Below are 24,292 nucleotides of genomic sequence, written 5' to 3'. Positions count from 1 at the left end.
GGGAACCCGTATCAGACGGCGACGTCAACCGCGGGGATTGAGCGGAAGAGAGGCACGGATGAAGCTTGATGTGGCAGTGCGGGCGTGGGTGGAGAACTGGGGCGCCCAGGCCGTTTGCCGCGTGTCCGACCCGGACGAGCTGTTCGTCCAGGGTTCCGCGCAGAACAGGGCCAAGGCCCTGTGCGCCGGCTGCCCGGTCCGGACCGAGTGCCTCGCCGACGCGCTGGACAACAAGATCGAATTCGGCATCTGGGGCGGCATGACCGAGCGCGAGCGCCGCGCCCTCCTGCGCCGCCGCCCGGCCGTCACGTCCTGGCGCGACCTGCTCAGCACGGCCCGCTCCGCCTACGAGAGCAGCCCCGTCGAGGCCGCGGGGTAGGCGACCGCGGGTGTCCGTCCGTCAGCGGGCGGCGGGGGCGGGCATCCCGCCCAGCCGGCAGATCTCCTCCAGCGGGAAGGGGGTCTGCCTGCTCCTCCGCTGGAACGTGCGGTTGAAGTCGGACACCACCGCGGCGATCGGCGCGTGCCGGGCGATGACCGCCGCGGCCTCCTTCGGCAGGCCCGTGGGGCGCTTGCCCTCCGCGTAGGCGCGCACCAGCTCGTAGCGGCCGTCCCGGTCCTCCCTGCGGATCCCCTGCAGAGCGGTGACCAGCCAGTTCACGAAGTAGGTGACGGTGTAGCAGCGGTCGTAGGCCCGGTTCCGGTCGAAGAAGTCGGCCTCGGCCCGGGACAGTTCGAAGCCGGAGGAGATCGCGAGGCCGAAGTCCCCGAAGTAGAGGCGTCGGCCGTCGGTCAGGATGTTCTCGAAGTGCGCGTCGAAGTGCAGGAGCCCGCGGCTGTTCATGAACGAGACGCCGGCTGCGAGTTCCCTCTCCACCATCGCGCAGGCCCGGTCGAGGGCGTCGTCGCCCGCCGTGACCCGGGCGCCCAGCCACTGGTGCAGGTTCTGCGGGATGAACTCCATGAACAGGGCGATGGATGCCGAGGACTGCTCGAGCGCCTCGATCCGGCGCCGCACCTGCGGACTGCCGTCCCAGTAGGCCACCGCTCGGTCCACGTCGGCCAGTTCCCCGGGCAGCGGTGCCGAGTCGGGCAGCACCCTCCAGTGGTACATCAGGGGAAAGCCCTCGTACTCCGCCGAGAGCACCCAGTTCGTGGTCATGGTCTGCACGGCGAGCTCTCGCCAGGCCCCGAAGCCCGGTGCGCCGATCGTGCCGACGCCGTACTGGCAGAAGGCGGGCACCTCGAACAGATTCGCCGTGGAGCGCACGTGCTCCGGAAGCCTCTCCAGGTCGGTGAGGGGCACCCGCTTCACGAAGACCGGGGTGCCCGCGACCTCCAGCCGGGCCGACGTACCGCCGATGCCGGATCCGAGCGGCACGGCCGCGTCGACAAGATCGCGCAGGGCGCGATCGCTGCACAGGGCCAGGGCTGTGGAGACGGCGCTGTACGCGGTCATGCGCGCACCGCGCGACATGTCAGGGTGCTTCGTCGCGGCGTCCATCACAGTGCGGCCCCCCTCGGCCTCGACCCGCCCCGGCCGGCGGGCGCGGTGCGACCGTAGCAGCACGGAATGTGGCCGCACGGCTGGGCCGGCGGGCATCGGAGACCGGGAAGAAAGTCCTTGGCCGCTCCCCGGGGGGCCGGGGTACAGTGCGGAGGTCCTGTTGTCTCCGATAGAGGTGGACGTTGCTCGTCTGAGGTCCGCGATCATCGCGCGGTACGGCCCTGGGCCGTACGCCCGTCACGCTGTCGGCATTCCGCCGCCCGTGACCCGCGCCCCCTCCGCGACCTCGGCGTCAGAGCCGTCCCTCACCTTCCCGGGACCGGGCTCCCCCTTCTCGCCCTCGGCCGCGCGGTGCTCGCACGCCACGCCCTCATCCCACGCGACCGCGAATGCGAGAACCCCCCCATGTCCCTTTCCGGAATCCCCGGCCCCTCGGGGCCCGCCGTGACCTGTTCCGCGCTGTCCTTTCAGTGGCCGGACGGCACGCCCGTCCTCGACGGGATCTCGCTGACCGCGGGCCCCGGCCGGACGGGCCTGGTCGGCGCCAACGGCACGGGCAAGTCCACGCTGCTGCGGCTGCTCGCCGGGCGGCTGCGCCCCACCCGGGGATCGGTGACGGTCGACGGCCGCCTCGGGTACCTGCCGCAGAACCTGACCCTGGAGACCGGCCTGCGGGTCGACCAGGCGCTCGGCATCGCCGGGCGGCGGGCCGCGCTGCGCGCGATCGAGGCCGGCGACGTCGCGGAGCACCACTTCGAGACCGTCGGCGACGACTGGGACGTCGAGGAGCGCGCCATGGCCACCCTGGGCTCGCTCGGCCTGGGCGGCGTGGGACTCGACCGCACCGTCGGCGAGTTGTCCGGCGGCGAGACGGTCCTGCTGCGGCTGGCCGCGCTGCTGCTGGACCGTCCCGATGTCCTGCTGCTCGACGAACCCACCAACAACCTCGACCTGTTCGCCCGCCGCCGGCTGCACGAGGCCGTCGGCTCATGGCGCTCGGGTGTGCTGGTCGTGGTCAGCCACGACCGCGAACTCCTCGACCGTGTCGACCGCGTCGCGGAGCTGCGTTCCGGCGCGGTGAGCTGGTACGGCGGCGGCTGGTCGGCGTACGAGGAGGCCGTGGCCGGGCAGCAGGAGGCGGCAGGACGGATGCTCCGGGCCGCCGAGGCCGATGTCAGGCGCCAGAAGCGCGAGTTGGAGGAGACGCAGATCAAGGTCGCCCGCAGGCAGCGGCACACCAGGAAGATGGACGAGCAGCGGCGGGCCCCGCGCATCGTCGCCGGTGCGCGCAAGCGGTCCGCCCAGGAGTCGGGCGCCGCCCTGCGCGGACTGCACGAGGAACGGCTGCGCGCGGCACGCGAACGCCGCGAGGAGGCGGCGGACGCCGTCCGGGACGACGCGGAGATCCGCGTCAGCCTGCCGGGCACCGCCGTGCCCGCGGGCCGCACGGTGCTGGAAGTACGGGGGCTGCGCCCCGCGCACGGCAGGCTGCGTTCGGGCGACCTCCAAGTGCACGGTCCCGAGCGCGTCGCGCTCGTGGGCCGCAACGGGGCCGGCAAGACCACGCTGCTGCGCACGCTCGCCGGGCAGCTGGCACCGCTGTCGGGCGAGGCCAGGACGTTCGTGCCGCTGCGCTTCCTGCCGCAGCGGCTGGACGTGCTGGACGACGGTCTGAGCGTGGCGGCGAACGTGGCCGCCGCGGCACCCGGCGCCGGGGACAACGAGATCCGGGCCCGGCTCGCGCACTTCCTGTTCAGGGGTGCCCGCGCCGACCTGCCCGCGGGCACGCTCTCCGGGGGCGAGCGCTTCCGGGCCGCGCTGGCCGCGGCGATGTTCGCGGCACCGGCTCCGCAGCTGCTGATGCTGGACGAGCCCACCAACAATCTGGACGCGTCCGGCGTGCGGCAGTTGACCGGCGCACTGGCCTCCTTCGAGGGGGCGCTGGTGGTGGCCGGGCACGACCTCGCGTTCCTGGAGGCGATCGGGACGACCCGCTGGGTGTTCGTCGGGGAGGACCTGCGGGAGACCAGCGCCGAGGAGGTGCGCGCGCTGCTGGAGGCTTCGACCGCGGGCTGAGCACGGGTCCGCCGCCACCTGCGGGTCTGGACAGAGTGTCCAGACCGGACGTATGGTCCAGCGCATGGAGACGCGAACGGACCCGGACCATCCCCACGTCACGGCGTGGTCGCCGGTGTGCCAGGCGGTGGCGCTGCTGCTCGCCCCGCACGCGGAGGTCGTCCTGCACGACGCCGCCACCGACCGGGTGATCGGCATCTGGAACCCGATGTCGGTCCGCGCCCCCGGCGACCCCTCGCTCCTCGGCGAGCTCGACGGGCTGGACCCCGCCGGACGCGACGTGTACGGCCCGTACGAGAAACTGCTGCCCGACGGGAGGCGGCTGACCTCGGTCAGCGCCGTCCTCCGCGACGCGGCGGGAGCGCCCTCCGCGGTGCTCTGCGTCAACTTCGACCGGACCCCCCTCGACGGCGTCGCGGCGCTGCTCGCGGGCTTCGCCGCGCCCACCGCGCCCCGCCCCGAGGCACTGTTCGCCGAGGACTGGACCGAACGCGTCAACCAGGTCGTCGGGGCGTACGTCCGCGAGCGCGGCCGGTCCGTGGAGCGCCTCGGGCGCGAGGACCGGCTCGCCCTGCTCGGCGAGCTCGACCGCGCCGGGGTGTTCGCCGTGCGGCGCGCGGTGCCGTTCGTCGCCGGGGCCCTCAAGACCTCGCGCTCCACGGTCTATTCGCTGCTCGCCGAACTCAAGGCACGACCAAGGGACGCCTCGTGACCCGACTGCCCGACTTCCGGCTGGAGACGTACTTCTCCCGCTGGGAGTTCACCGCCCGCCACCACCTCACCGCCTCCGACGCCCAGACCATGACCGTCGCCGAGCTGCTGGAACTGGCCGATCCCGCCGACCGGGAGGCCTGGGACACCCTGTCGCTCGGCTACACCGAGACCTACGGCGACCCGCTGCTGCGCGAGGCCGTCGCGTCCACGTACGACCGCGCCGGCGCCGACGACGTACTGTGCTTCGGCGGCGCCGAGGAGGCCCTCTACCTCGCCATGCAGGTGCTGCTGGGTCCCGACGACCACGCGGTGGTGGTGACGCCCAACTACCAGGCGGCCGAGACGGTGCCGCTCTCCCTGTGCGCCGTCACCGGCGTGGCACTGGACCCGGGGAACGACTGGGCCCTGGACCTGGACGCGGTGGCTGCCGCCCTGCGCCCCAACACCCGTGTCGTGTCCGTCAACTTCCCCCACAACCCCACCGGGAAGGTGATCGACGCCGCGGACCTCGCCCGGCTCGCGGCGCTCTGCGACGAGCGCGGCATCCGCCTGTTCAGCGACGAGGTCTACCGCGGCCTGGAACGCGATCCGGCCCGTACGCTCCCGCAGGCCGCCGATCTGTCCGAGCGCGCGCTGTCCCTCAACGTCACCTCCAAGTCGCTGGGCCTGCCCGGGCTGCGGATCGGCTGGATCACCTGCCGCGACCGCGAACTGCTGTCCCGGCTGGAGCGGGCCAAGCACTACACGACGATCTGCAACTCCGCGCCCAGCGAGATCCTCGCGAGGATCGCGCTCAAGGCACGTCCGGCCGTGCTGGCGCGCAACCGGGCGATCATCGACGCCAACCTCCCGCTCTTCGACGTCTTCTTCGCCGGCTTCCCCGACCTGTTCGCGTGGCGGGCCCCCGACGGCGGCTGCGTCGCCTACCCCCGCTACCTCGGGCCGGAGGGCGTCGAGGAGTTCTGCACCCGGCTGGTCGAGGAGGCCGGGGTCCTGCTGCTCCCGGCGTCCGTGTTCCGTTCCGAGCTCACCCCCGGCCCCACCGACCGCTTCCGGATCGGCGTCGGCCGCAGCGACCCGGCGCCCGCCCTGGACGCCTTCGGCCGCTGGCTCCGGGAGCGCCGGTGACCACGGCGATCCCGGTGCTCGGCCCGGAGGCGACAGCCGCCGCGGCCGGCCCGGCGACCGTCCTGGCCGCCGTGCGGGACGCCCTGGTCGCGCACGCCGAACACCGCACCACCGTCCCGCCCCCCATCCACCTGGACTTCGCCGCCGAGCGCGGCGACTGCCACGTCAAGGCCGGCTGGATCAGCGGCGCGGACGAGTTCACCGTCAAGGTGGCCACCGGCTTCTACGGCAACCCGGAACGCGGCCTGCCCGTCAACAACGGACTGGTCTGCGTGCTCAGCGCCCGCACCGGTGAGGTACGGGCACTCCTCGACGACCGCGGAGTGCTCACCGCCCGGCGCACCGCGGCCGCCGGAGCGCTGATCACCCACGCCATGGCGCGCCCGGACGCCGGCAGTGTCGGGGTCTTCGGCACCGGGGAGCAGGCGCTGCTGCAGGTCACCTGGCTCGCCCGGCTGCGCCCGGTCGCCGCCGTCCTGGTCCACGGCCGCGACCCCGGCCGGGCGCGCGGCCTGTGCGACCGGCTGCGGGAGCACGGGCTGCCCGCCGTGCCCGCCACGGCGGCGGAGGCGGCCGGCGCGGACATCGTGCTGACCGCCACCCCGTCCGCGGTGCCCGTCCTCGACGCCGCCGCCGTCAACGACGGCGCCCATGTGACGGGCATCGGCACCGACATGCCGCACAAGAACGAACTGCCCCCGGCGCTCTTCGCCCGCGCCGCGATCGTCGCCACCGACGACCACGAACAGTGCCTCCACCACGGCGACTTCGGCCACGCGGTGCGAGCCGGCCAGGTCGCGCCCGATGCCGACACACCTGCCGGACTGCTGCTGCGGGACGGTGCCGCCCGCGGTGCGCGGGACGTGACGGTCGCCGACCTGACCGGTGTCGGCGCCCTGGACGCGGCGGTCGCCTCGGCGGTGGTGCGGGCGGCGGGCCTGGGCTGAACCGGGACCGGCGCGGCACGGCCGGTGGTGTCGTGCCGCGCCCGGGCGGCGGCGCCCAGGGAGGATGCGGGCATGGACGCCGTACTGCACGCGCTGTCGATCGCCGGATCGATGACCTGGGACATCACCTGGGCGCTGATCCTCGGCTTCGCCCTGTCCGCGGTCGTCCAGGCCGTGGCGCGCAAGGAGGGTGTCGGCGCCCTGCTCGGCGACGACCGGCCGCGGACGCTGGCGATCGCCGCCGGACTCGGCGCGGCCTCCTCCTCGTGCTCCTACGCCGCCGTCGCCCTGGCGCGGTCGCTGTTCCGCAAAGGAGCGGGGTTCACGGCGGCGATGACCCTCGAGATCGCGTCGACCAACCTCGTGATCGAACTGGGCGTCATCCTCGCCCTGCTGATGGGGTGGCAGTTCACGGCGGCCGAGTTCGTCGGCGGGCCCGTCATGATCGTGGTGCTGGCCGTGCTCTTCCGCCGGCTGCTCCGCCCCGGCCTGCTGCGGCAGGCCCGCGAGCAGGCCGAGCGGGGTGTCGCCGGGTCGATGGAGGGGCACGCGGCGATGGACATGACCGTACGGCGCGAGGGGTCGTTCCGGCGCCGGCTGTTCTCGGCCGAGGGCTTCACCGCCACCTCGCACGTGTTCGTGATGGAGTGGGCCGCGATCCTCCGGGACCTCGTGGTGGGCCTGCTCATCGCGGGCGCCGTCGCCGCCTGGGTGCCCGACTCCTTCTGGCAGGCCTTCTTCTTCGAGGACCACCCGCTCGCCGCCAAGATCTGGGGACCGCTCGTCGGCCCCCTCGTGGCCATGGCCTCGTTCGTCTGCTCCGTCGGCAACGTGCCGCTCGCGGTGGTCCTGTGGACCGGGGGCATCAGCTTCGGCGGCGTGGTCTCCTTCATCTTCGCCGACCTGCTGATCCTGCCGATCCTGAACATCTACCGGAAGTACTACGGCACCCGGATGGCGCTGTTCCTCCTCGGTACGTTCTACGTCGCCATGGTCGTCGCCGGGTACGTGGTCGAGATCGTCTTCGGTGCCCTCGGTCTGATCCCCGACCCCTCGCGGGCCCGTGTCCCCACGGGCGGCGTCCGCTGGGACTACACGACCTGGCTGAACATCGCCTTCCTCGCTCTTGCCGCCGTCCTGCTGGCACGTTTCCTGGCCACCGGGGGCCGCGGCATGCTGCGCATGATGGGCGGTGCGCCGCCCGGGGCCCACGAGCAGGGTTGCGGTCGCACGCACGGGTGACGCGGCGGTCGGCGGGCGTTCAGCCCGGCAGCGCGTCGAGGACGCGGGCCGCCGGGGCGCCGGGTGCGTGGTCGAGGTCGGCTTCGGGGCTCTCGGTCTGATCCCCGATCCTTTGCGGGCGCACGTCCCCACGGGCGGTCCGCTGGGCCTGCACGACCTGGCTGAACATCGCCGGCCTTGCCCTTGCCGCCGTCCTGCCGGCCTGTTTCCCGGCCACCGGCGGCCGCGGCATGCTGCGCATGATGGGCGGTGCGCCGCCCGGGGCCCACGAGCAGGGTTGCGGTCGCACGCACGGGTGACGCGGCGGTTGCGGCGTTCAGCGCGGCAGCCCGTCGAGGACGCGGGCCTCCAGGCCGCCATGGCCGCAGCCGTGCGAGCCGATGCTCGCGGCCGTCCCTGGACGACCGCGACCGCCTGTTCCGCCTGGCCGAGCGCAAAACCCCCGGCCGTGACCTGCGCGGCGACCATGTCGGCCCGTGGATGATGCGCATCCCCATGTCCCCACGAGCGGCGCTCGCTGGGACTGCACGACGTGGCCGAACATCGCCTGCCTCGCCGCCGTCCTGGTGGCTCGCGCTCAGCCCAGCAGCGCGTTGAGGACGCCGGCCTCCAGGCCGAAGTACGCGGCCGCGACCGCCGGCATGAGCGGGACCGGCAGCCACGGGCGCGGTCCGGTCTCCCGCGCGCGGTACCAGGTGAGCGCGGCCGTCAGCACGGCCCCGAGGCCGAGGAAGGCGGCCGCCTCGCCCCAGTCGTCCAACTCCAGCCCCAGGTACAGTCCTTCGCCCGCCACCACCGCGCCGATCAGTGCGACCCCCAGGTGCCGGCGGATCCCCGTCTCCCTCCGCACCGCCCAGCCCGCCGCGCCCACCAGCGGCCCCCCGACGGTCCCCGCGGCCGCCCACACCAACGCCGTCGGGATGCCCCCGCTGCCGAACGTCCCGTTCAGGGACGACGTCGCGTAGTACCCCGCGCACGTCATGATCATCATCAGCGCCCCGCACGCCGCCGCTGTCCGGACGCGGGGGACGAGGGCTCCGGCCAGTGCCGTCCACACGATCCAGGACGACGAGGAGTTCGTCGCCCGCTCGAACACCGGGGACACCCCGTGGAGCAGGTACGTCGCGGCACCGAGCACCAGCCCGAACAGGGCGCTCGCCGCCGGCGCGGCGACGGCGGGGCGGGAGCGAAGGGCGGGGATCGCTGTCACGGCCGCGACTATACATGCCAGTTATACATGCGGTGTATACCCAAGCGGGCGGGCGGCGACCGGTCGGCGGCCCGAAGGGGGGACCGCCGCTCCCTGGACAGGTGATGCCTTCATCGGCACGGCGGCGGCGCCGAGTCTGGTGGTGAGCGGTTCCGGGGCCCGTCCGGCCCCGGCCGCGAACCGATGGGGCAGGAGTACCGAAGATGAGCACGAACACGGTCGCGGTGATCACCGGGGGCAACCGGGGACTGGGCCGGGCCACCGCCCTCGCGCTGGGCGAGGCGGGAACGGACGTCGTCCTGACGTACCGGAGCAACGAGAAGCAGGCCGCGGAGGTGGTGGACGTGCTGACCACGATGGGGCGCCGGGCCGCCGCGCTGCGGCTGGACACCACCGCGTTCGAGGAGTTCCCCGGATTCGCGCGGACGCTGGGCGACACCCTGCGTGCCACGTGGGGGCGCGACTCGTTCGACTTCCTGGTCAACAACGCGGGCACGGGGGCGCTGACCCCGCTCGGCGCCACCGGCGCCGAGGTCTTCGACCGTCTGGTCGACGTGCACTTCAAGGGGGTGTTCTTCCTGACCCAGGAGCTGCTGCCGCTGCTCGCGGACGGTGGCCGGATCGTGAACACCTCGACCGGGCTGACCCGCTTCGTGGGCGAGGGCTGGTCGGTCTACGCGGCGGCCAAGTCGGCGGTCGAGACCTACAGCCGGTACCTGGCGCAGGAGCTCGGCCCGCGGGGCATCAGTGTGAACACGATCGCGCCGGGGCCGATCGCCACCGACTTCGCGGGCGGGGTGGTCCGTGACAACGAGGAGCTGCGCACGGTGATGGCCTCCCACGCGGCGCTGGGCCGCATCGGGGAGCCGCAGGACGTCGGGGCGGCGGTCGCCGCGCTGCTGGCACCCGGGACCGGCTGGATCACCGGCCAGCGCGTCGAGGCCTCCGGCGGCACGCGCCTGTAGACCGGGACGCGGGGGCGGGGGACGGGGACCGGCCCCTGTCCCCGTCACCCGTGCCCGGCCCGGGCGTACCCTTCGGACGGAGCGGCCCCGGCCACCCCGGCCGCCACCGCAGCGAACTGGAAGCATCCCGACATGGACCGACCACAACTGGCGGACTTCCTGCACACCCGCAGGGAAGCCCTCCAACCCGAGGACGTGGGCCTGCCGCGCGGCCCCAGGCGGCGCACCCGGGGCCTGCGCCGCGAGGAGGCGGCCGCGGTGTGCGGCATGTCCACGGACTACTTCGCCCGGCTGGAGCAGGGGCGCGGCCCGCAGCCGTCCGAGCCGATGCTCGCGGCCATCGCCCGGGGCCTGCGGCTGTCCACGGACGAGCGGGACCACCTCTTCCGGCTGGCCGGGCACAACACCCCCAGCCGTGCCCTGCGCGGCGACCAGGTCAGCCCGGGGATGATGCGTATCCTGGACCGGCTCGCCGACACCCCGGCCCAGGTGGTCACCGCCCTGGGGGAGACGCTGCTGCAGACCCCGCTGTCGGTGGCGCTGCTCGGGGACGAGACACGCTTCACCGGACCGGCCCGCAGCCTGGTCTACCGCTGGTTCACCGACCCCGCCGGCAGGCTGGCCCACCACGAGGACGACCGCCCCGGGCTGAGCCGCCGCTTCGTCGCGGACCTGCGCGCGGTCTACTCCCGGCTCGGCACGGAATCCCGGGCCGGCGCCCTCGTCGAGGCACTGATCGCGAACAGCCCGGAATTCCGCGACCTGTGGCAGGCGCACGAGATCGGCGTGCGCTGCGGCGAGGTCAAACGCATCGTCCACCCGGAACTGGGGCTGCTGGAACTGGAGTGCCAGGTGCTGTACGACGCCGACCAGGCCCAGTCGCTGCTGTTCTACACCGCGGCGCCCGGGTCGGAGAGCCACGAGAAGCTGCAACTGCTCGCCGCCCTCGGCGAACGCGTGCCCGGCACCTGACGCGCGGCCGGTCGCGACCCCGGAACGCCGGAGGTGCCGGCCCCCGTCGCGGGGACCGGCACCTCCGTGCCGTACGGCAGCCGCTCAGCCGAGCCCGGTGGCCCGGACGACCGTCTGCGTCACGGTGTTGCCGCGCGAGTCCGAGGCCCGGACCCGCAGGGACAGGAACGCGGCGCCGCGCGGGGCGTCGAGCCGGACGCGGGCGGCACCGGAGCCGGCGTCCCGCGGTGCGGTCCGGCGCCAGGTGCGTCCGTCGTCGTAGGACACCTCGACGGAGTCCGTGCGCAGCGACGCCCGGGACACGCCCGGCAACTGCGCCGGTGTGACAAGGAGTTCGGCGTCACGGCGCGCCGTGCCGTCCGCCCGGGTCGCGATCCCGTAGTCGAGTTGCAGCAGCGGGAGCGTCTGCGCGGCGTCCCCGTGCGGCGTGGCCGAGGTGAAGCCCCACTCGGTGCGGGTGGCCGTCGAGTACGGGTAGCCCTCCGTCCGTTCGGTGGTGGTCACCAGGCGGTAGCGCGCGGAGCCGGCCGGCAGGTCGGCGCCCAGCCAGGTGCCGTCGGTCCGGGTGACCGAACTGCCGTTCCGGAACAACTCGTTGACCTCGGACGTCGTGCCGGGGCCCACCACACCCGTGTGGTCGCGGCCGCCGTCGCCCCAGCCCGGTACGGTCACGTCCAGCCGGTCGCCGGTGCGCTGCGGCAGCTGCTGGCTCTCGTTGATCCGCGGGTGCTCGACGGGACCGAACCACTGGACGTCCGTGGTGCGGCCCGCCGGGTAACCGACCTGCCCGGAGAGCTGGATGGACCGGATGCCGTTGGAGGCCTCCTCCATCCAGGTGGCCTCGCCGGCCGGCGTGACCCAGTCCGTGCGCTCCGCTCCGGCGGTCGACAGCCGCTGGCCGCCCACCTTGACCCCCAGGTACGGCTGGATGTCGTAGCGGAACTCGTCGACCTCGGTGCCGGGTTCGTTCCGGAAGCCGACGTCGACCCGGGCGAGGGCGCGTTCGGCGGGCGCGTAGCGCTGGGTCGCCGGGATGCCGCCGTGCCAGGTGTGCACCAGGTCGTAGAGGTAGCTGGTTTCGGCGTGCCCGGTGACCCGCATCGGCACGGAGCCCGAGCGGCTGTCCTGGATGCGGCCGATCAGGGTCTCGCCCTCGGTGTGCGAGATGCCGGCGATGACGAGGTCGGTCCGGCGCACCGGTTCGCGCAGCCGGCCGCCGAGGTCGTTGACCACCACCAGCAGGGCGACGCCGGCCTTCTGCGCGGCGGTGTACTGGTCGTCGGTCGCGGCGGACCGGTCCTCTTCCTCGTCGTCGTCCTCGTCGTCGGCGGGCGGCACGTACCGCACCACCGCGACCTTGCCCTTGGCGCCCGCGGCCGCGTACTCCGCCGGGGTGCCGTTGCCCGCGAACACGGCGGGCAGGGTGCGGGTGGCCTCCGCGGGCCGGCCGGAGCCGGGCTGCAGCCACAGGTCGTCGAACTCCTGCGAACCGGAGGAGAGGGCCAGCAGCGGCTGCTGCATCCGCCAGCGGACGGTGTACGCCAGGTCGCCGGAGGACGGCTTGGCGGTCGGCAGCGCCCACACGCTGTCGAAGCCGTCGCCGACGGTCACCGTGTCGGTGATGGCGGGGGTGCCGTCCTTGAAGGACTGGGTGAGGTCCATGCGGATGTCGCTGTCCGTGGACGTCCGCGGGGTGACGACCTCGGTCCGGCGCACCTTCGTGCCGTCGAGTACGGCGTCGGTGTCGGCGCCGCGCATCTCGACGCCGGTCCTGGCCATCAGGGCACGGCCGAACGACGACTCGCCGTGCGTTCCGCGGACGGCGATCCAGGTCCAGACCGTGTACGTGCCGGACGGCACGACCGCGTCGAGGGTGCCGTCGAGGTCGCTGTAGGCGGCCTGGGCGTACTCGTCGCCCTTGCGCTGGTACATCACGAGGTCCGAGACGGGGGCGCCGCCGCGGTCGGTGACGTGGACCCGCAGGTGGTGCATCTCCTCGCGGGTGCTGACGGCGAGCAGCGTGCGGGTGGCGACCCTGCCGTCCACGGTCGCCTCGACGTGGCCGGTGTACCGGCCCCCGGCCGGGGCGCGGTCCAGCACGGTGGTCACGGTGGTGGAGGCCGAGCCGTGCGCGGGCACCGTCAGTTGACGATCCGTCAGGACGAAGAGCCCCTCCGGGGCGTCCGGCGCGTCGACGCGTGCGGTGAGGGTGAGCGGGGTGTCGCCCGCGTTCGTCCACTCGACGGTACGGGTCACGGTCTCGCCGGGCGCGCCGCCGAGGGAGTGGATGCCGGCGTCGGCGACTCCGGTGGCCACCAGGGCGCTCCCGGTGGCGGCGACCGCGTCGACCCGGCCGTTGCCGCCCGCGTCCGCCGGGTTGGCGGGCGTCGGCTCGGCCGTGCTGACCAGAGCGTTCTTGATCATGGCGCCGGACCAGTCGGGATGCTGGGCGGCGACGAGGGCCGCGACGCCCGCCACGTGCGGGGTGGCCATGGAGGTGCCGCTCAGCGTGGCGTACGGGCCGGAACCGAAGGGCGCGTACTGCGAGCGGGCGGCCAGGATGTCCACCCCGGGGGCGGTGACCTCCGGCTTGAGCGCGTCGTCCCGGAAGCGGGGACCGCGGCTGGAGAAGTCGGCGACGGTGTCGGAGGCGTCCACGGCGCCGACCGTGAGCGCCGCGTCCGCCGCGCCGGGGGCGGCGACGGTGGCCTCGCCCGGCCCGGAGTTGCCCGCCGCGATGGTGAACAACGCGCCCGTTTCGGCGCTGAGTTCGTTCACCGCCTGGCTCATCGGGTCGGTGCCGTCGGACGGGCGGTCGCTGCCGAGGCTCAGGCTGACCACGCGGGCCTTGGCGTCGCGGGCGGCCCACTCCATGCCGCTGATGATCCACGAGTCGGAGCCGCTGCCGGCGTTGTTGAGGACCTTGCCCACGTGCAGCCGCACGCCGGGGGCGACGCCCTTCTCCTTGCCGCCGGAGGCCGCGCCGTTGCCGGCGATGGTCGAGGCCACATGGGTGCCGTGGCCGTGGTGGTCGGTGATGTCCTCGCCGGGGACGAAGCTCTGGGAGGAGGCGACCACGCCGTCGAGGTCGGGGTGGCCGGTGTCGTAACCGGTATCGAGGACGGCCACGTCCACGCCCTGCCCGGTGTTGCCGCCGGCCCACACCTGCGGGGCGCCGATCTGCGCGACGCTGTCCGCGAGGTCGGCGTCGACCTTGCCGTCCAGCCACACCTTGCGGACGTCGCCGGTCAGCGTCGGGCGGGCCGTTGCGGCGCCGGCGGCCTTCGCGGCCTTTGCCGATAGTGCGGGCGCCTGGTGCGTGAGGTCCGCCCAGAAGTCCGCGGCGCGGTCGTGCTCCGCGGTGAGGGCCGTGCCGCCGATGCTGGTCAGCGCCCGTGCTCCGGTGGCGCCCTCGGGGAGTGCCGGGGCCGCGAGCCTGCGGCGGGCGTTCGAGGCGTAGGTGAGGATGACGGGCAGGCCCTGCGCGTGGGCGTCGTCGTAGCCGTCGGCTATCAGCCGCGTGACGTTGAACAGATCGGTGTCGAGGAGCCCCGCGGCCACGTAGCGCTCGGCCGCGGCCGGGTAGACGTAGGTGTCGCCGTCCCGGGTGGTGATGCGGGCGTCGGCGCGTCCGCCGTCCGGGCCCTGCACGGTGAGGGAGTCCGGACCGGAGCCGCCGGCGGTGAGCGTCACCCGGTCGCCGGTCAGCAGGGTGACGGTCCGTGAGGGCGAGCCGCCCTGGGCTTCGCCGTTGGTCGTGGTGCGGTGCGCGGAGAGGGAAGCGGCAGCGGTGGCGTGGTCACTGGCCGATGCCGGCGGGATCGCCGTCAGCACGGCCGCGACACCCGCGACACCCGCGATGATCTGGAGGCCTGAGCGGCCGCGGAAGAGCGGTCTCACATGGGTCCTTCACGCTAGATCCGTCCAATGTCCGCCGCATGCTATTGACTTGAACGATTCAATCGTAGGGAAACCCGAGGTTGACCAGCGGCGACTTTATGACGGCTGTCCGGATCCCGTCACGCGTGCAGGGCGAGCAGAAGTGCCAGGAACGGCACGGGGACCAGCAGCCCGGCGACGGCCCACGGGCGGACGGGGCGCCCCTTGGGGCGGGGGAGCGCCACGTCGACCAGGAGGACCAGGGCCGCCGCGAGGAGCCCGGAGAGCACGAGCAGGAACATCACGGGACCGGCGTGGTCGTGCACGTGGTAGTCGCAGGTGCCGGAGAAGCCGGGCGCGGTGGCGTCGGCGATGCTGCGGCAGTCCATCGGCAGGTACGCGGTCAGCAGCCACCAGGCGCACGAGAGCGGCACGGCGGCCGGCACCCCGAGGGCGAGGTTGGCCAGGATCCGTGCCATGGCCCGCGCGGCGGCCCGCATCCGTCCCGCCTGCCGGGCCACCGGGCTACTCCCCGTCGGCCAGGCGCGTGACGAGGTCGTGCCAGCCCGCGGTCAGGCGCTCCACCGACATCCCCCGGCTGCTGATCAGGTAGTCGTCGAGCGTGGTGTTGAGGTAGCCCAGCAGCGTGTGCGCGACGAGTTCGATGTCGCCCGCCGCCCCCGACTCCCGCAGGAGCAGGGTGATGTGGGTGTGTTTGACGTGGTACGACGGGTTGAAACGGCGGCGCGGGTGCGCCGCCACCGCCACGTAGAGGTCGCGGAACGCGTGCTCGTGGCGGATCACCGCCGGCCCGAAGGCGCGGAGGCGGTCCAGCGCCGGGGCACCCGGGCCCAGCGGCGGGGGGCCCATGAGGAAGGCCCCTTGGATCTGCTGCTCGTGGTGGTCCAGGAGCGCCACCATCAGCCCGGCGCGGTCGCCGAACCTCCGGAAGACCGTCCCTTTGCCGACCCCCGCGGCGGTGGCCACCGCCTCCATGGTCACGTTGGCGGCCCCGTGCTCGGTCGAGAGCTCGGCGGCCACCTCGAGCAGGCGCTGCCGGTTGCGCGCGGCGTCGGCCCGCAGGGGCGGCTGGTCGCCCGCCGGGGTCAGCGTGATCTCCGAGGCGGCGTCGAAGGCGGAACGGATGGCCGGGGGTGGGTCGGTCATGGCCATAGCGTAGCGGCGGGAATGAAAGTGGACCGCGGTCCGCTTAAGGTGCTACAAAGGAGAACCGGACCACGGTCCGCTTACCCCACCGCTCACCGGGAGTTCCTCACATGTCCGTCCGCATCCTCGCGCTCGTCGGCAGCCTCCGCGCCGGCTCCCACAACCGCCAGCTCGCCGAGGTCGCCCTCAAGCACGCCCCCGCGGGCGTCGAGATCGAGCTCTACGAGGGCCTTGCCGAGATCCCCTTCTACAACGAGGACCTCGACGTCGAGGGCACGCTGCCGGAGTCCGCGGCCCGCCTGCGCGCCGCCGTCCGCGAGGTCGACGCCCTCCTTCTCTTCTCGCCGGAGTACAACGGCACCATCCCGGCAGTGCTGAAGAACGCGATCGACTGGCTGTCCCGTCCGCACGGCCAGGGTGCGGTGACCGGCAAGACGCTCGCCGTCGTCGGCACCTCCTACGGCCAGTACGGCGGCCTGTGGGCGCAGGACGAGGCCCGCAAGGCGGCGCGCATCGCCGGTGCCGCGGTGCTGGAGGACGTCAAGCTCTCCATCCCCGGCTCGGTCGTCCGCTTCGCCGACACGCACCCCATCGAGGACGCCGAGGTGGTCGCGGGCCTGACCGAGGTGCTGGAGCGCCTCGGCTCCACGGCCGCCACCGCGGCCTGACACCCCCGTCCCCCGGGCGTCCACGGCGGCGCGACGCACTCCGTCGCGCCGCCGTCGCGCTTCCCCCGCACGTCGCGTCGGGACGCGGAAGCCGCCGCACGTGCTGCTACAAAGGGACAAAACGTCCACGCCGTGCGCATGGGAGCGAGGTCCCGCGTGGAGTACGCCCTCTCTGTCGGCGCGGGCCTGGCCGTGGGTGTCATGTACGGACTCCTGCGGGTCCGGACGCCCGCACCGCCGTTCGTCTGCCTCGTGGGCCTGGCCGGCATGCTCATCGGCTACGGAGTGCTGGAATCGTTCGCATGAGGGCCCTGCTCAAGCGCTGCGCCGTGTCCTTCTCCGCCGGATTCCTCGCGGGCGCGCTCTACTGGCTGATGGGCGTGCGGTCGCCCGCCCCGCCGTGGATCTCCCTCGCCGGCCTGCTGGGCATCCTGGTCGGCGAGTACGCCGTGCGGACGCTGCTGGACCGGCGGCGGGGCGGCCCGCCCCCTACCAGCACGGCGACCACGACGACTACGACGACTCCGCCGACGAACTGAACGACGACTCGGGACCGGGCCCCAGCCAGGTCGACAGCGCCCACCACCAGTGCAGCGCGGCCATCGGGCCGGCGGCGCCCTCCGGGGCGGGATCCGCGGGGGAGCCGCCCGTGATCTGCCGCAGCCGCGCGAGCCGGTAGCGGACGGTGTTGGGGTGCGTGAACAGGGCCGCCGCGGTCTGGTCCAGCCGCCGGCCGTGGTCGAGGAACGCCCGTGCGGTCAGGACGAGTTGCCGGTGGAAGTCGTCCGCCGGGTCGAGGCCGCCGAGCAGCCGCCCGCTCAGGTAGGCGCCCAGCAGCGGCTGCTCCGCCAGAGCCGTCTCCCCCGCGAGGTCGGTCAGGTCGAGCAGACCGCGCCGTCCGCCGCGTACGGCGACGCGCAGTGCCCGCAGGCAGAGCCGGTACGCCGCGGCCGCCCCGGCCGGCGGGACGGCGGGGGAGACCACGGCCGCCGGTCCCGCGCCCCCGGCCGCATCCGCCGGACGGCACGGCAGCAGACCGACGAGCCGCCCCTCCACCACGGCGGCGATCCCGCGCGCCGGCAGTCGTACGGCACCGGGGTCACGGGTCTCCGCGACGAGGCAGTGGTACGCGCCGTCCGGCCGCAGGCATGCCCCGGCCAGGTCCCCCGGGGCCGGCGGCACACCGTGCACGAGCAGCCGGCGCAGCAGCCGTGCCCCGGCCGCCCCCTCCGCCGTCGCCGGCATGCCGCGCTCCGCCGCGCGGTAGCCGTTGACGACATGGCGCTCGACCGCGTCGCCGTACTCCTTCAGCCGCAGGACGGCCGTCAGCAGCATCCCGTCGGGCACCCCGGCCGAGCGGCTGCGGTCGACGGTGATCTCCACCGCGCGGGTGAGGCCGGCCTGCACGCCGCGCAGTACGGAGGTCATGGGGACGCCCTGCACCGCCCGGTCCGTGCCGAGTCCCAGCGCGGCGGCGAAGTCCTGGTCGTCCACCCGGTCGAGGGTGCCGAGCCAGCCTCCGGCGGCGCGGACCATGGCGGTGACGTGCCGGCGGGTGTCGTCCTCGCCGAGTCGCGCCACGTCGGGGGAGTGCGTCCGTGCGGCGTGCACGAGTTCGCCCCGTACGTCCGCGTCGGCGGCCATGGCGCGCAGGATCCCGGCGACGGGCTCGCGCTGATCGGTGACGGTCAAGAGCCTCGCCCCTCTTCGTCCGTGCGCTGTGCGCGGGACACAACGCCGGTGCGGACGCGTTGACGCCGGGCGACTACCGCACCGGCGCGACCTCCTGGTTACCTGTGAGCTACCGAAGGTAACAGCAAGGTCACCGGGACAACAGAGCCTTCGTGCGTTCCGCCCCCCACCGCGTCCGGAAGGCACCCGTGAACAGCATGGACAGTACGGAAAGCACAGCGAGCACGGACAGATCGCCGCAGTCACCCCTGCCCAGCCGCCGCCACCTGCTGACGGTGGCCGGCGGAGTCCTCGCCGGCGCGGCCGCCTTCTCGCAGGCCGCACCCGCCTTCGGCGCGACGGCGGCGCAGGACGCCGACGCGATCGTCATCGGCCACGGCCTGGCCGGTCTGGTCGCGACGGCCGAACTCGCGGAAGCCGGGCGCAAGGTGCTGCTGCTCGACCAGGAGCCGGAGACCAACCTCGGCGGGCAGGCCTTCTGGTCGTTCGGCGGCCTCTTCCTGGTCGACTCCGCCGAGCAGCGCCTCATGGGGGTCAGGGACTCCCACGATCTGGCCTGGCAGGACTGGCAGGGCGCGGCCGGCTTCGACCGGGGCGTCGACGACCCCGCGGGGCACGACCACTGGGCCTACAAGTGGGCCCAGGCGTACGTGGACTTCGCCGCGGGGGAGAAGCGGTCCTGGCTCTACGGGCTGGGCGTGCGGTGGTTCCCGATCGTCGGCTGGGCCGAGCGCGGCGGCGGCCTCGCGGACGGCCACGGCAATTCGGTGCCGCGCTTCCATGTCACGTGGGGGACCGGGCCGGCCGTTGTCGAGCCCTTCGAGAAGAAGGTCCGCGCCGCCGTGGCGCGCGGCAAGGCGGCGTTCAGGTTCCGGCACCGCGTCGACGAGGTCGTACGGACCGGCGGGGTGGTCACGGGTGTGCGCGGGGCGGTGCTGGAGCCGAGCAACGCGCCCCGGGGCACGCGCAGTTCGCGCACGGTCGTCGGCGAGTTCGAGTTCCGCGCCCCGGTGGTCGTCGTCACCTCCGGCGGTATCGGCGCCAACCACGACCTCGTCCGGCAGAACTGGCCGGCCCGCCTCGGCGCCCCGCCGAGGAACATGATCTCCGGGGTCCCGAAGCACGTCGACGGCCGCATGCTCGCCATCACGGAGGCGGCGGGCGGACGCATCGTCAACCCCGACCGCATGTGGCACTACACCGAGGGGCTCCAGAACTACGCCCCGATCTGGGCCAAGCACGGCATCCGCATCCTGCCCGGCCCCTCGTCGATGTGGTTCGACGCCACCGGCATGCGCTTCTCCGCGCCGAATCTGCCGGGTTACGACACACTGAGCACCCTCCAGGCGATCACCGGCAGCGGCCACGACTACTCGTGGTTCGTCACGACGCAGAAGATCCTCGCCAAGGAGTTCGCGCTCTCCGGCTCCGAGCAGAACCCCGACCTCACCAACAAGGACATCCCGCTCACCCTCTCCCGGCTGTGGCAGACCCCGGAGCCCATCGAGCGGTTCAAGAAGAACGGCGCCGACTTCGTTGTGGCGACCAACCTGCCCGACCTCGTCGCGGGCATGAACCGGCTGACCGGGGAAGGGCTGATCGACCTCGCCGACCTGGAACGGCAGATCCGGGCCCGGGACCGGGAGACCGACCACCCCTACAGCAAGGACGCGCAGGTCATGGGGATCCGCAACGCCCTGGCCTACACGGGGGACTTCCTCAGCCGCACCGCCCAGGTGCACCGCATCCTCGACCCGGGCGCGGGCCCGCTGATCGCCGTGCGCCTCAACATCCTGACCCGCAAGACCCTCGGCGGCCTCCAGACCGATCTGTCCGGCCGGGTGCTGGACGCCGGAGGCACCCCCGTCCCCGGTCTCTACGCCGCCGGTGAGGTCTCCGGCTTCGGCGGCGGAGGGGTCCACGGCTACCGCTCCCTGGAGGGCACGTTCCTCGGCGGCTGCCTCTTCTCCGGCCGCCAGGCGGGCCGAGCGGCGGCGGCCGCCACGGCGACCTGACCGGCTCGGCGTCCGGCCGGCCCGGCGGCACCGGGCCGGTCCCCGTACGACCGCCGGCGGGCCGGGCCTCCCTGGCCCGGTCCGCCGGCCGGTCCGCATCTCCTCCCTCGCGGTCGTTCGCCGAAATCCCGTTGCGGCCGGGCCGCATGGGGGGCCACCATCCCCGGGTGCCGACCACCTCTCCGCCCGACGGCCGCGCCGGGATCGACGCCGACCTCGTACGGCGGCTCGTGAGCGCGCAGTTCCCCCAGTGGCGCGACCTGCCCGTGACGCCCGTCGAGAAGGACGGCTGGGACAACCGCACCTACCGCCTCGGCGACGCCATGACGGTGCGGCTGCCGACCGCCCCCGGATACGTTCCCGCCGTGGCCAAGGAAGACCAGTGGCTGCACCGGCTCGCACCCGGCCTGCCGGTCCCCGTTCCGCGGGTCCTGGCGACGGGCGTTCCCGGCGAGGGCTATCCCTTCCCGTGGTCCGTACGCCGCTGGCTGCCGGGGGAGACCGCCGAGCGCGGACGCGTCGACGACCCGGCGCGGTTCGCCGCCTCCCTGGCCGTGTTCCTGCGGGCCCTCCAGCGCTGCGACGCGTCCGGCGGGCCCGTCGCCGGCGAGCACAGCTGGTACCGGGGCGCGTCACCCGCCCACTACGACGACCAGACCCGCCGCTGCCTCGCCCTCCTCGACGGCCGCGTGGACACCGCCCGTGCCACCGCCGTCTGGGACGCCGCCCTCGCCGCGCGATGGCGGGGCGAACCCGTCTGGTTCCACGGCGACATCGCCGCCGGAAACCTTTTGGTGGACGAGGGCGACCTCGCGGCCGTCATCGACTTCGGCACCTCGGGCGTCGGGGACCCGGCCTGCGACCTCGTCATCACCTGGACGTACTTCTCCGGCGCCGGCCGCGAGGCGTTCCGCCGTGACGTCGCCATGGACGACGCGACCTGGGCCCGGGCGCGAGGGTGGGCACTGTGGAAGGCGCTGCTGGTGCTCACCGGTGTCATCGACGGTGATCCGGTGCGCGCCGCCGCCGAACAGCGGGTGATCCGGGAGGTGCTGGACGACCACGACCGGCACGCCTGAGGCGGGCGGCGACCCTGTCGGCGCGGCCGTTCCGGAGCAGCGCCAGGCATGACGTCGACGGCCACCGCGATCCGCGTCAGATCACCTCTGCCAGCTCGCCCCGCAGCCACGCCGCCTCGACGTCGCGCGCGACGGCCTGACCGAGCAGCATCCGCAGGACGAGCACGACGAGCGCGACACCCATGACGGCCACGGCACATCCGCCGATCAGGAGGACCAGGCCCGGGGGGACGGCCTCGCCCGGCGCCAGGAGCGCCCCGAGCGCGACGACCAGGAGGCCGGCGGCCACCATCGCCCCGATGACGACGTGCACGTACCGGAAGGCGGCGGGGGAGAACACCGTCCCGTGGCCCACCATCGTCACCAGTCGCCACACGCAGACCAGGACGACCTGGGCCGTCACGGCGCCCAGCACCGTGATCACGAGGAACGGGACGCGCAGGTACGCGAGGTCCGCGTCGAGCTGCCTCATGTCGATCGCCACCAGCGGCACCATCACGGTCTGCACGAACACCGAACCCGCGAGCAGCACCAGGAGCACCGCGCGCAGCGCGACCACCGTCAGCTTTCCCATCACCCCTCCATCCATCGAACAACGATGGAAAGCTATCGAGATTCGATAGCTCTGGCAAGGTGGACGTGCACGGCGGGTCGCGGATGCCGCTGTCCGGTCCGATCCGCGCGAACTCGGCAGGATCGGGCAAGAGTCCGCGTCGATCGGCCTACCGGCCGGGACGCGCCGCGCGCTTCGATGGTCGGGACCGCTACGCAGACCGTTCCGACCTCCACGGGAGCATGTCCATGCCGCTCGACCAGTACGTCACCCTCGGCCGCTCCGGGCTGCGGGTCAGCCCGTTCGCCCTCGGCGCGATGACCTTCGGGGAGGATCCCGGCGGCGCCGGGTGCAGCGTCGAGGAGTCCGAGAAGATCCTCGCGACCTATCTCGACCTGGGCGGGAACTTCATCGACACCGCGAACTTCTACACCAACGGCCACGCGGAGAGCATTCTCGGCGACTTCTTCGCCGCGCGGCCCGGACGGCGCGAACGCACCGTGCTGGCCTCGAAGTTCTTCACCAACCTCCACCCCGGCGACCCCAACGGCGGCGGTGCGGGCCGCCGATCGGTCATCGCCCAGCTCGACGAGACCCTGCGCCGGCTGCGGACCGACTGGATCGACCTGTACTGGCTGCACAATTGGGACCGGAACACGCCGATCGAGGAGACGATGCGCACCCTCGACGACCTCGTCCGGGCCGGCAAGATCCGCTACATCGGCTTCTCCAACACCCCCGCCTGGGTGACCGCCCAGGCCCAGACGACCGCCCTGCTCAAGGGCTGGACCCCGCTGATCGCGCTCCAGGTCGAGTACTCGCTGCTGGCCCGCACCGTCGAGGGCGAACTCGCGCCGCTCGCACGCGACCAGGGCATGGCGCTGGTGCCCTGGAGCCCGCTGAAGAACGGCTTCCTGTCGGGCAAGTACCGGCGCGGCACGCGCACCGCCGACTCGGCCCGTACCTCCTTCGTCGGCGAGCCCACCGAGGAGGACTTCACGGTCATCGACGCGGTCACCGGGATCGCCGACGAGCTCGGGACCACCGCCGCGGCCGTCTCGCTCGCCTGGCTGCGCGCCCGCGAGGGCACGGTCGTGCCCATCGTCGGCGCCCGCCGCCTGGAGCACCTGGAGAGCAACCTCGCCGGTCTGGAGGTCGCCCTCACCCCCGGCCACCTGCGGCGGCTGGACGAGGTGTCGGCCCCCGTCCTCGGCTACCCGGCACCGCTGAACGGCGCGCTGCGGGCGATGCTGCAGTTCGGCGGCACCACCGTGGACGGCGAGTCCTCCACGGTGTATCCGCCCCTGCTCCAGAGCGACGTCCGCTACTGACGCAAGAGCTGACGCCCCGTCAGTCCTCGCGCTCCGCCGCGCTGCGCTCGACGCAGAACTCGTTGCCCTCGGGGTCGGCGAGGACCACCCAGCCCGTGCCGTCCGGGTTCCTGCGGTCGTCGACCAGCGCGGCGCCGAGGGCGAGCAGCCGCTCGACCTCCTCGTCCCGGGTGCGGTCCTGCGGCTGCACGTCCAGGTGCACCCGGTTCTTGACGGTCTTCGGCTCCGGCACCGTGATGAAGAGCAGCCCGGCCCCGTCGGTCCGCACCAGCGCCATCGGGTCCCCCGGTTCGTCCTCCTCGTGCAGCGGACGGTCCAGGACCAGGGACCAGAAGCTCGCCAGCCGGTGGGCATCGGCGCAGTCGATCGTCACATGGCGGATCGCGGAGGTCATGCGCCGAGTCTCGCCGCCCGTGCCGGGCTTCCGCAACGGGGGACCGCCGGCCCGGGCCCGGCCGGCCGCGTCAGTCCGACCGGCCGGTGGCCGCGACCGTGACCCCGAGGCCGATCATGGCGATGCCGCCCGCGCCGCCCAGCAGCGACAGGCGGCGCTCGGAGCGGCCGAGCCAGGCGCGGGCGGCGGAGGCGGTGAGGCCCCAGCAGGTGTCGGTGACCAGGCCGATCCCGATGGGGATGACGCCGAGGAGCAGCATCTGGGCAGGGAGATGGCCGGCCGCGGGATCGACGAACTGCGGGAGCACGGCCGCGAAGAAGACGATGCCCTTGGGGTTGGTGGCGCCGACGGTGAAGCCGTCGGCCACCGTCCGCAGGTCCCCGCGCGCCGCCGGGGCCCCGGCCGCGGGCTCCGCCGCGCCGACCGTCATCTCCCCGCGGTGCCGGAAGGCACGCACGCCGAGATGCACCAGGTAGGCGGCGCCCGCCAGTTTGACGGCCAGGAAGAGCGGCAGGGAACGCTCGAACAGCGAGCCGAGGCCGAGCGCGACGGCCACCACGAGCAGGTACGACCCCAGGAAGTTCCCCAGGACCGAGGCCATCGCGGTGCGCCGGCCGTGCGCGAGCGCCCTGCCGATCACGAAGAGCACGCTGGGACCCGGGATCACGATGACGATCAGGGACATGGCCGCGAACGCGAGCAGCCGGTCGGTGGACACCAATGTCCTCACCTCCGCGGGCCATTGAAGCAGCA

The 24,292-nt window shown here is 73.7% G+C and carries 24 protein-coding genes; 14 read left to right on the top strand and 10 right to left on the bottom strand.

Features of this window, described 5'->3' with window-relative positions; all coding sequences use genetic code 11:
- Window positions 1-58 precede the first annotated feature (58 nt).
- Window positions 59-379 carry a WhiB family transcriptional regulator gene (locus ACIP64_RS14990; RefSeq protein ID WP_401585890.1) on the top strand — a complete coding sequence of 107 codons (321 nt, stop codon included), beginning with the start codon at window positions 59-61 and terminating at the stop codon, window positions 377-379.
- A gap of 21 nt (window positions 380-400) precedes the next feature.
- Here ACIP64_RS14990 and ACIP64_RS14985 read toward each other — a convergent pair whose 3' ends face one another.
- Entirely contained in the window at window positions 401-1,477 is a 1,077-nt protein-coding gene (locus tag ACIP64_RS14985) for a protein kinase family protein (protein ID WP_401585888.1), read from the bottom strand.
- Between the two features lie 435 nt (window positions 1,478-1,912).
- On the opposite strand from ACIP64_RS14985, the gene ACIP64_RS14980 reads away from it, so the two are divergent.
- The 5 genes from ACIP64_RS14980 to ACIP64_RS14960 all read left to right on the top strand — a co-directional run bounded on the left by ACIP64_RS14980 (window position 1,913) and on the right by ACIP64_RS14960 (window position 7,614).
- Window positions 1,913-3,583, top strand: a complete 1,671-nt coding sequence (locus tag ACIP64_RS14980; RefSeq protein ID WP_401585885.1) for an ATP-binding cassette domain-containing protein — start codon at window positions 1,913-1,915, stop codon at window positions 3,581-3,583.
- A gap of 64 nt (window positions 3,584-3,647) precedes the next feature.
- Window positions 3,648-4,295: a transcriptional regulator gene (locus ACIP64_RS14975; RefSeq protein ID WP_401585882.1), complete on the top strand. Its 648-nt coding sequence runs from the start codon at window positions 3,648-3,650 to the stop codon at window positions 4,293-4,295.
- Window positions 4,292-5,425, top strand: coding sequence for an aminotransferase class I/II-fold pyridoxal phosphate-dependent enzyme (locus ACIP64_RS14970; RefSeq protein ID WP_401585880.1), 1,134 nt, complete (start codon window positions 4,292-4,294; stop codon window positions 5,423-5,425). Before ACIP64_RS14975 ends, ACIP64_RS14970 begins: the two co-directional genes overlap by 4 nt.
- Complete coding sequence (locus tag ACIP64_RS14965; protein ID WP_401585877.1) at window positions 5,422-6,372, top strand: ornithine cyclodeaminase family protein; 951 nt, start codon at window positions 5,422-5,424, stop codon at window positions 6,370-6,372. Before ACIP64_RS14970 ends, ACIP64_RS14965 begins: the two co-directional genes overlap by 4 nt.
- 72 nt (window positions 6,373-6,444) lie before the next feature.
- Entirely contained in the window at window positions 6,445-7,614 is a 1,170-nt protein-coding gene (locus ACIP64_RS14960) for a permease (protein ID WP_401585875.1), read from the top strand.
- 19 nt (window positions 7,615-7,633) lie between these two features.
- On the opposite strand, the gene ACIP64_RS14955 is transcribed toward ACIP64_RS14960, so the two are convergent.
- Complete coding sequence (locus tag ACIP64_RS14955; protein ID WP_401585873.1) at window positions 7,634-7,846, bottom strand: hypothetical protein; 213 nt, start codon at window positions 7,844-7,846, stop codon at window positions 7,634-7,636.
- A gap of 345 nt (window positions 7,847-8,191) precedes the next feature.
- Window positions 8,192-8,824, bottom strand: a complete 633-nt coding sequence (locus ACIP64_RS14950; RefSeq protein ID WP_401585870.1) for a DUF6518 family protein — start codon at window positions 8,822-8,824, stop codon at window positions 8,192-8,194.
- A 203-nt stretch (window positions 8,825-9,027) separates the two neighbouring features.
- Between ACIP64_RS14950 and ACIP64_RS14945 the strand changes: the two genes are divergently transcribed.
- Complete coding sequence (locus ACIP64_RS14945; RefSeq protein WP_401585868.1) at window positions 9,028-9,789, top strand: SDR family NAD(P)-dependent oxidoreductase; 762 nt, start codon at window positions 9,028-9,030, stop codon at window positions 9,787-9,789.
- A gap of 132 nt (window positions 9,790-9,921) precedes the next feature.
- A complete protein-coding gene (locus tag ACIP64_RS14940; protein ID WP_401585866.1) occupies window positions 9,922-10,761 on the top strand; it encodes a helix-turn-helix transcriptional regulator in 840 nt (279 codons plus the stop codon).
- Between the two features lie 84 nt (window positions 10,762-10,845).
- Here ACIP64_RS14940 and ACIP64_RS14935 read toward each other — a convergent pair whose 3' ends face one another.
- The 3 genes from ACIP64_RS14935 to ACIP64_RS14925 form a co-directional block, all read right to left on the bottom strand.
- Window positions 10,846-14,661 (bottom strand): S8 family serine peptidase, encoded by a 3,816-nt coding sequence (locus ACIP64_RS14935; protein ID WP_401585864.1) that lies wholly within the window; start codon window positions 14,659-14,661, stop codon window positions 10,846-10,848.
- Between the two features lie 119 nt (window positions 14,662-14,780).
- Window positions 14,781-15,161, bottom strand: coding sequence for a hypothetical protein (locus ACIP64_RS14930; RefSeq protein ID WP_401585861.1), 381 nt, complete (start codon window positions 15,159-15,161; stop codon window positions 14,781-14,783).
- Window positions 15,162-15,165: 4 nt separating this feature from the next.
- Window positions 15,166-15,807: a TetR/AcrR family transcriptional regulator gene (locus ACIP64_RS14925; protein WP_401585858.1), complete on the bottom strand. Its 642-nt coding sequence runs from the start codon at window positions 15,805-15,807 to the stop codon at window positions 15,166-15,168.
- 110 nt (window positions 15,808-15,917) lie between these two features.
- Here ACIP64_RS14925 and ACIP64_RS14920 point away from each other — a divergent pair, with 110 nt between their 5' ends.
- The 3 genes from ACIP64_RS14920 to ACIP64_RS14910 all read left to right on the top strand — a co-directional run bounded on the left by ACIP64_RS14920 (window position 15,918) and on the right by ACIP64_RS14910 (window position 17,014).
- The gene (locus tag ACIP64_RS14920) at window positions 15,918-16,475 is read left to right on the top strand and encodes an NADPH-dependent FMN reductase (RefSeq protein WP_401585856.1); all 558 of its coding nucleotides are present in this window, start codon (window positions 15,918-15,920) and stop codon (window positions 16,473-16,475) included.
- Window positions 16,476-16,613: 138 nt separating this feature from the next.
- Entirely contained in the window at window positions 16,614-16,781 is a 168-nt protein-coding gene (locus ACIP64_RS14915; RefSeq protein ID WP_401585854.1) for a DUF1427 family protein, read from the top strand.
- The gene (locus ACIP64_RS14910) at window positions 16,778-17,014 is read left to right on the top strand and encodes a DUF1427 family protein (RefSeq protein WP_401585851.1); all 237 of its coding nucleotides are present in this window, start codon (window positions 16,778-16,780) and stop codon (window positions 17,012-17,014) included. Before ACIP64_RS14915 ends, ACIP64_RS14910 begins: the two co-directional genes overlap by 4 nt.
- Here ACIP64_RS14910 and ACIP64_RS14905 read toward each other — a convergent pair.
- Entirely contained in the window at window positions 16,989-18,167 is a 1,179-nt protein-coding gene (locus ACIP64_RS14905; protein ID WP_401585849.1) for a PucR family transcriptional regulator, read from the bottom strand. The genes ACIP64_RS14910 and ACIP64_RS14905 overlap by 26 nt on opposite strands.
- 197 nt (window positions 18,168-18,364) lie before the next feature.
- On the opposite strand from ACIP64_RS14905, the gene ACIP64_RS14900 reads away from it, so the two are divergent.
- The gene (locus tag ACIP64_RS14900) at window positions 18,365-20,182 is read left to right on the top strand and encodes an FAD-binding dehydrogenase (RefSeq protein WP_401585846.1); all 1,818 of its coding nucleotides are present in this window, start codon (window positions 18,365-18,367) and stop codon (window positions 20,180-20,182) included.
- A gap of 146 nt (window positions 20,183-20,328) precedes the next feature.
- On the top strand, window positions 20,329-21,261 hold the full coding sequence (locus ACIP64_RS14895) for an aminoglycoside phosphotransferase family protein (RefSeq protein WP_401585844.1): 933 nt from the start codon (window positions 20,329-20,331) through the stop codon (window positions 21,259-21,261).
- A 76-nt stretch (window positions 21,262-21,337) separates the two neighbouring features.
- On the opposite strand, the gene ACIP64_RS14890 is transcribed toward ACIP64_RS14895, so the two are convergent.
- Window positions 21,338-21,835, bottom strand: coding sequence for a DUF2975 domain-containing protein (locus tag ACIP64_RS14890; protein WP_401585841.1), 498 nt, complete (start codon window positions 21,833-21,835; stop codon window positions 21,338-21,340).
- A gap of 227 nt (window positions 21,836-22,062) precedes the next feature.
- Between ACIP64_RS14890 and ACIP64_RS14885 the strand changes: the two genes are divergently transcribed.
- Window positions 22,063-23,145 carry an aldo/keto reductase gene (locus tag ACIP64_RS14885; RefSeq protein WP_401585838.1) on the top strand — a complete coding sequence of 361 codons (1,083 nt, stop codon included), beginning with the start codon at window positions 22,063-22,065 and terminating at the stop codon, window positions 23,143-23,145.
- A 19-nt stretch (window positions 23,146-23,164) separates the two neighbouring features.
- Here ACIP64_RS14885 and ACIP64_RS14880 read toward each other — a convergent pair whose 3' ends face one another.
- Together ACIP64_RS14880 and ACIP64_RS14875 are read right to left on the bottom strand one after the other, a co-directional pair.
- Complete coding sequence (locus tag ACIP64_RS14880; protein ID WP_401585835.1) at window positions 23,165-23,539, bottom strand: VOC family protein; 375 nt, start codon at window positions 23,537-23,539, stop codon at window positions 23,165-23,167.
- Between the two features lie 70 nt (window positions 23,540-23,609).
- Window positions 23,610-24,260 (bottom strand): LysE family translocator, encoded by a 651-nt coding sequence (locus ACIP64_RS14875; RefSeq protein WP_401586503.1) that lies wholly within the window; start codon window positions 24,258-24,260, stop codon window positions 23,610-23,612.
- Window positions 24,261-24,292: the final 32 nt, after the last annotated feature.

Origin of the sequence: Streptomyces sp. NPDC088733, from assembly GCF_044751185.1 — a bacterium.
In the GTDB taxonomy this organism is placed as follows: domain Bacteria; phylum Actinomycetota; class Actinomycetes; order Streptomycetales; family Streptomycetaceae; genus Actinacidiphila.
The sequence above is the reverse complement of the archived record's forward strand: the minus strand, read 5'-3'. Positions and strand labels throughout refer to the sequence as shown.

Bases quoted from the DNA above. Each gene is read 5' to 3' on its own strand.
- ACIP64_RS14915 (WP_401585854.1), top strand. From the start codon at position 16,614: ATGGGAGCGAGGTCCCGCGTGGAGTACGCCCTCTCTGTCGGCGCGGGC.
- ACIP64_RS14900 (WP_401585846.1), top strand. From the start codon at position 18,365: ATGGACAGTACGGAAAGCACAGCGAGCACGGACAGATCGCCGCAGTCA.
- ACIP64_RS14885 (WP_401585838.1), top strand. From the start codon at position 22,063: ATGCCGCTCGACCAGTACGTCACCCTCGGCCGCTCCGGGCTGCGGGTC.
- ACIP64_RS14990 (WP_401585890.1), top strand. From the start codon at position 59: ATGAAGCTTGATGTGGCAGTGCGGGCGTGGGTGGAGAACTGGGGCGCC.
- ACIP64_RS14920 (WP_401585856.1), top strand. From the start codon at position 15,918: ATGTCCGTCCGCATCCTCGCGCTCGTCGGCAGCCTCCGCGCCGGCTCC.
- ACIP64_RS14880 (WP_401585835.1), bottom strand. From the start codon at position 23,539: ATGACCTCCGCGATCCGCCATGTGACGATCGACTGCGCCGATGCCCAC.
- ACIP64_RS14985 (WP_401585888.1), bottom strand. From the start codon at position 1,477: ATGTCGCGCGGTGCGCGCATGACCGCGTACAGCGCCGTCTCCACAGCC.
- ACIP64_RS14975 (WP_401585882.1), top strand. From the start codon at position 3,648: ATGGAGACGCGAACGGACCCGGACCATCCCCACGTCACGGCGTGGTCG.
- ACIP64_RS14955 (WP_401585873.1), bottom strand. From the start codon at position 7,846: ATGCCGCGGCCGCCGGTGGCCGGGAAACAGGCCGGCAGGACGGCGGCA.
- ACIP64_RS14960 (WP_401585875.1), top strand. From the start codon at position 6,445: ATGGACGCCGTACTGCACGCGCTGTCGATCGCCGGATCGATGACCTGG.
- ACIP64_RS14925 (WP_401585858.1), bottom strand. From the start codon at position 15,807: ATGACCGACCCACCCCCGGCCATCCGTTCCGCCTTCGACGCCGCCTCG.
- ACIP64_RS14890 (WP_401585841.1), bottom strand. From the start codon at position 21,835: ATGGGAAAGCTGACGGTGGTCGCGCTGCGCGCGGTGCTCCTGGTGCTG.
- ACIP64_RS14910 (WP_401585851.1), top strand. From the start codon at position 16,778: ATGAGGGCCCTGCTCAAGCGCTGCGCCGTGTCCTTCTCCGCCGGATTC.
- ACIP64_RS14980 (WP_401585885.1), top strand. From the start codon at position 1,913: ATGTCCCTTTCCGGAATCCCCGGCCCCTCGGGGCCCGCCGTGACCTGT.
- ACIP64_RS14945 (WP_401585868.1), top strand. From the start codon at position 9,028: ATGAGCACGAACACGGTCGCGGTGATCACCGGGGGCAACCGGGGACTG.
- ACIP64_RS14940 (WP_401585866.1), top strand. From the start codon at position 9,922: ATGGACCGACCACAACTGGCGGACTTCCTGCACACCCGCAGGGAAGCC.
- ACIP64_RS14895 (WP_401585844.1), top strand. From the start codon at position 20,329: ATGGGGGGCCACCATCCCCGGGTGCCGACCACCTCTCCGCCCGACGGC.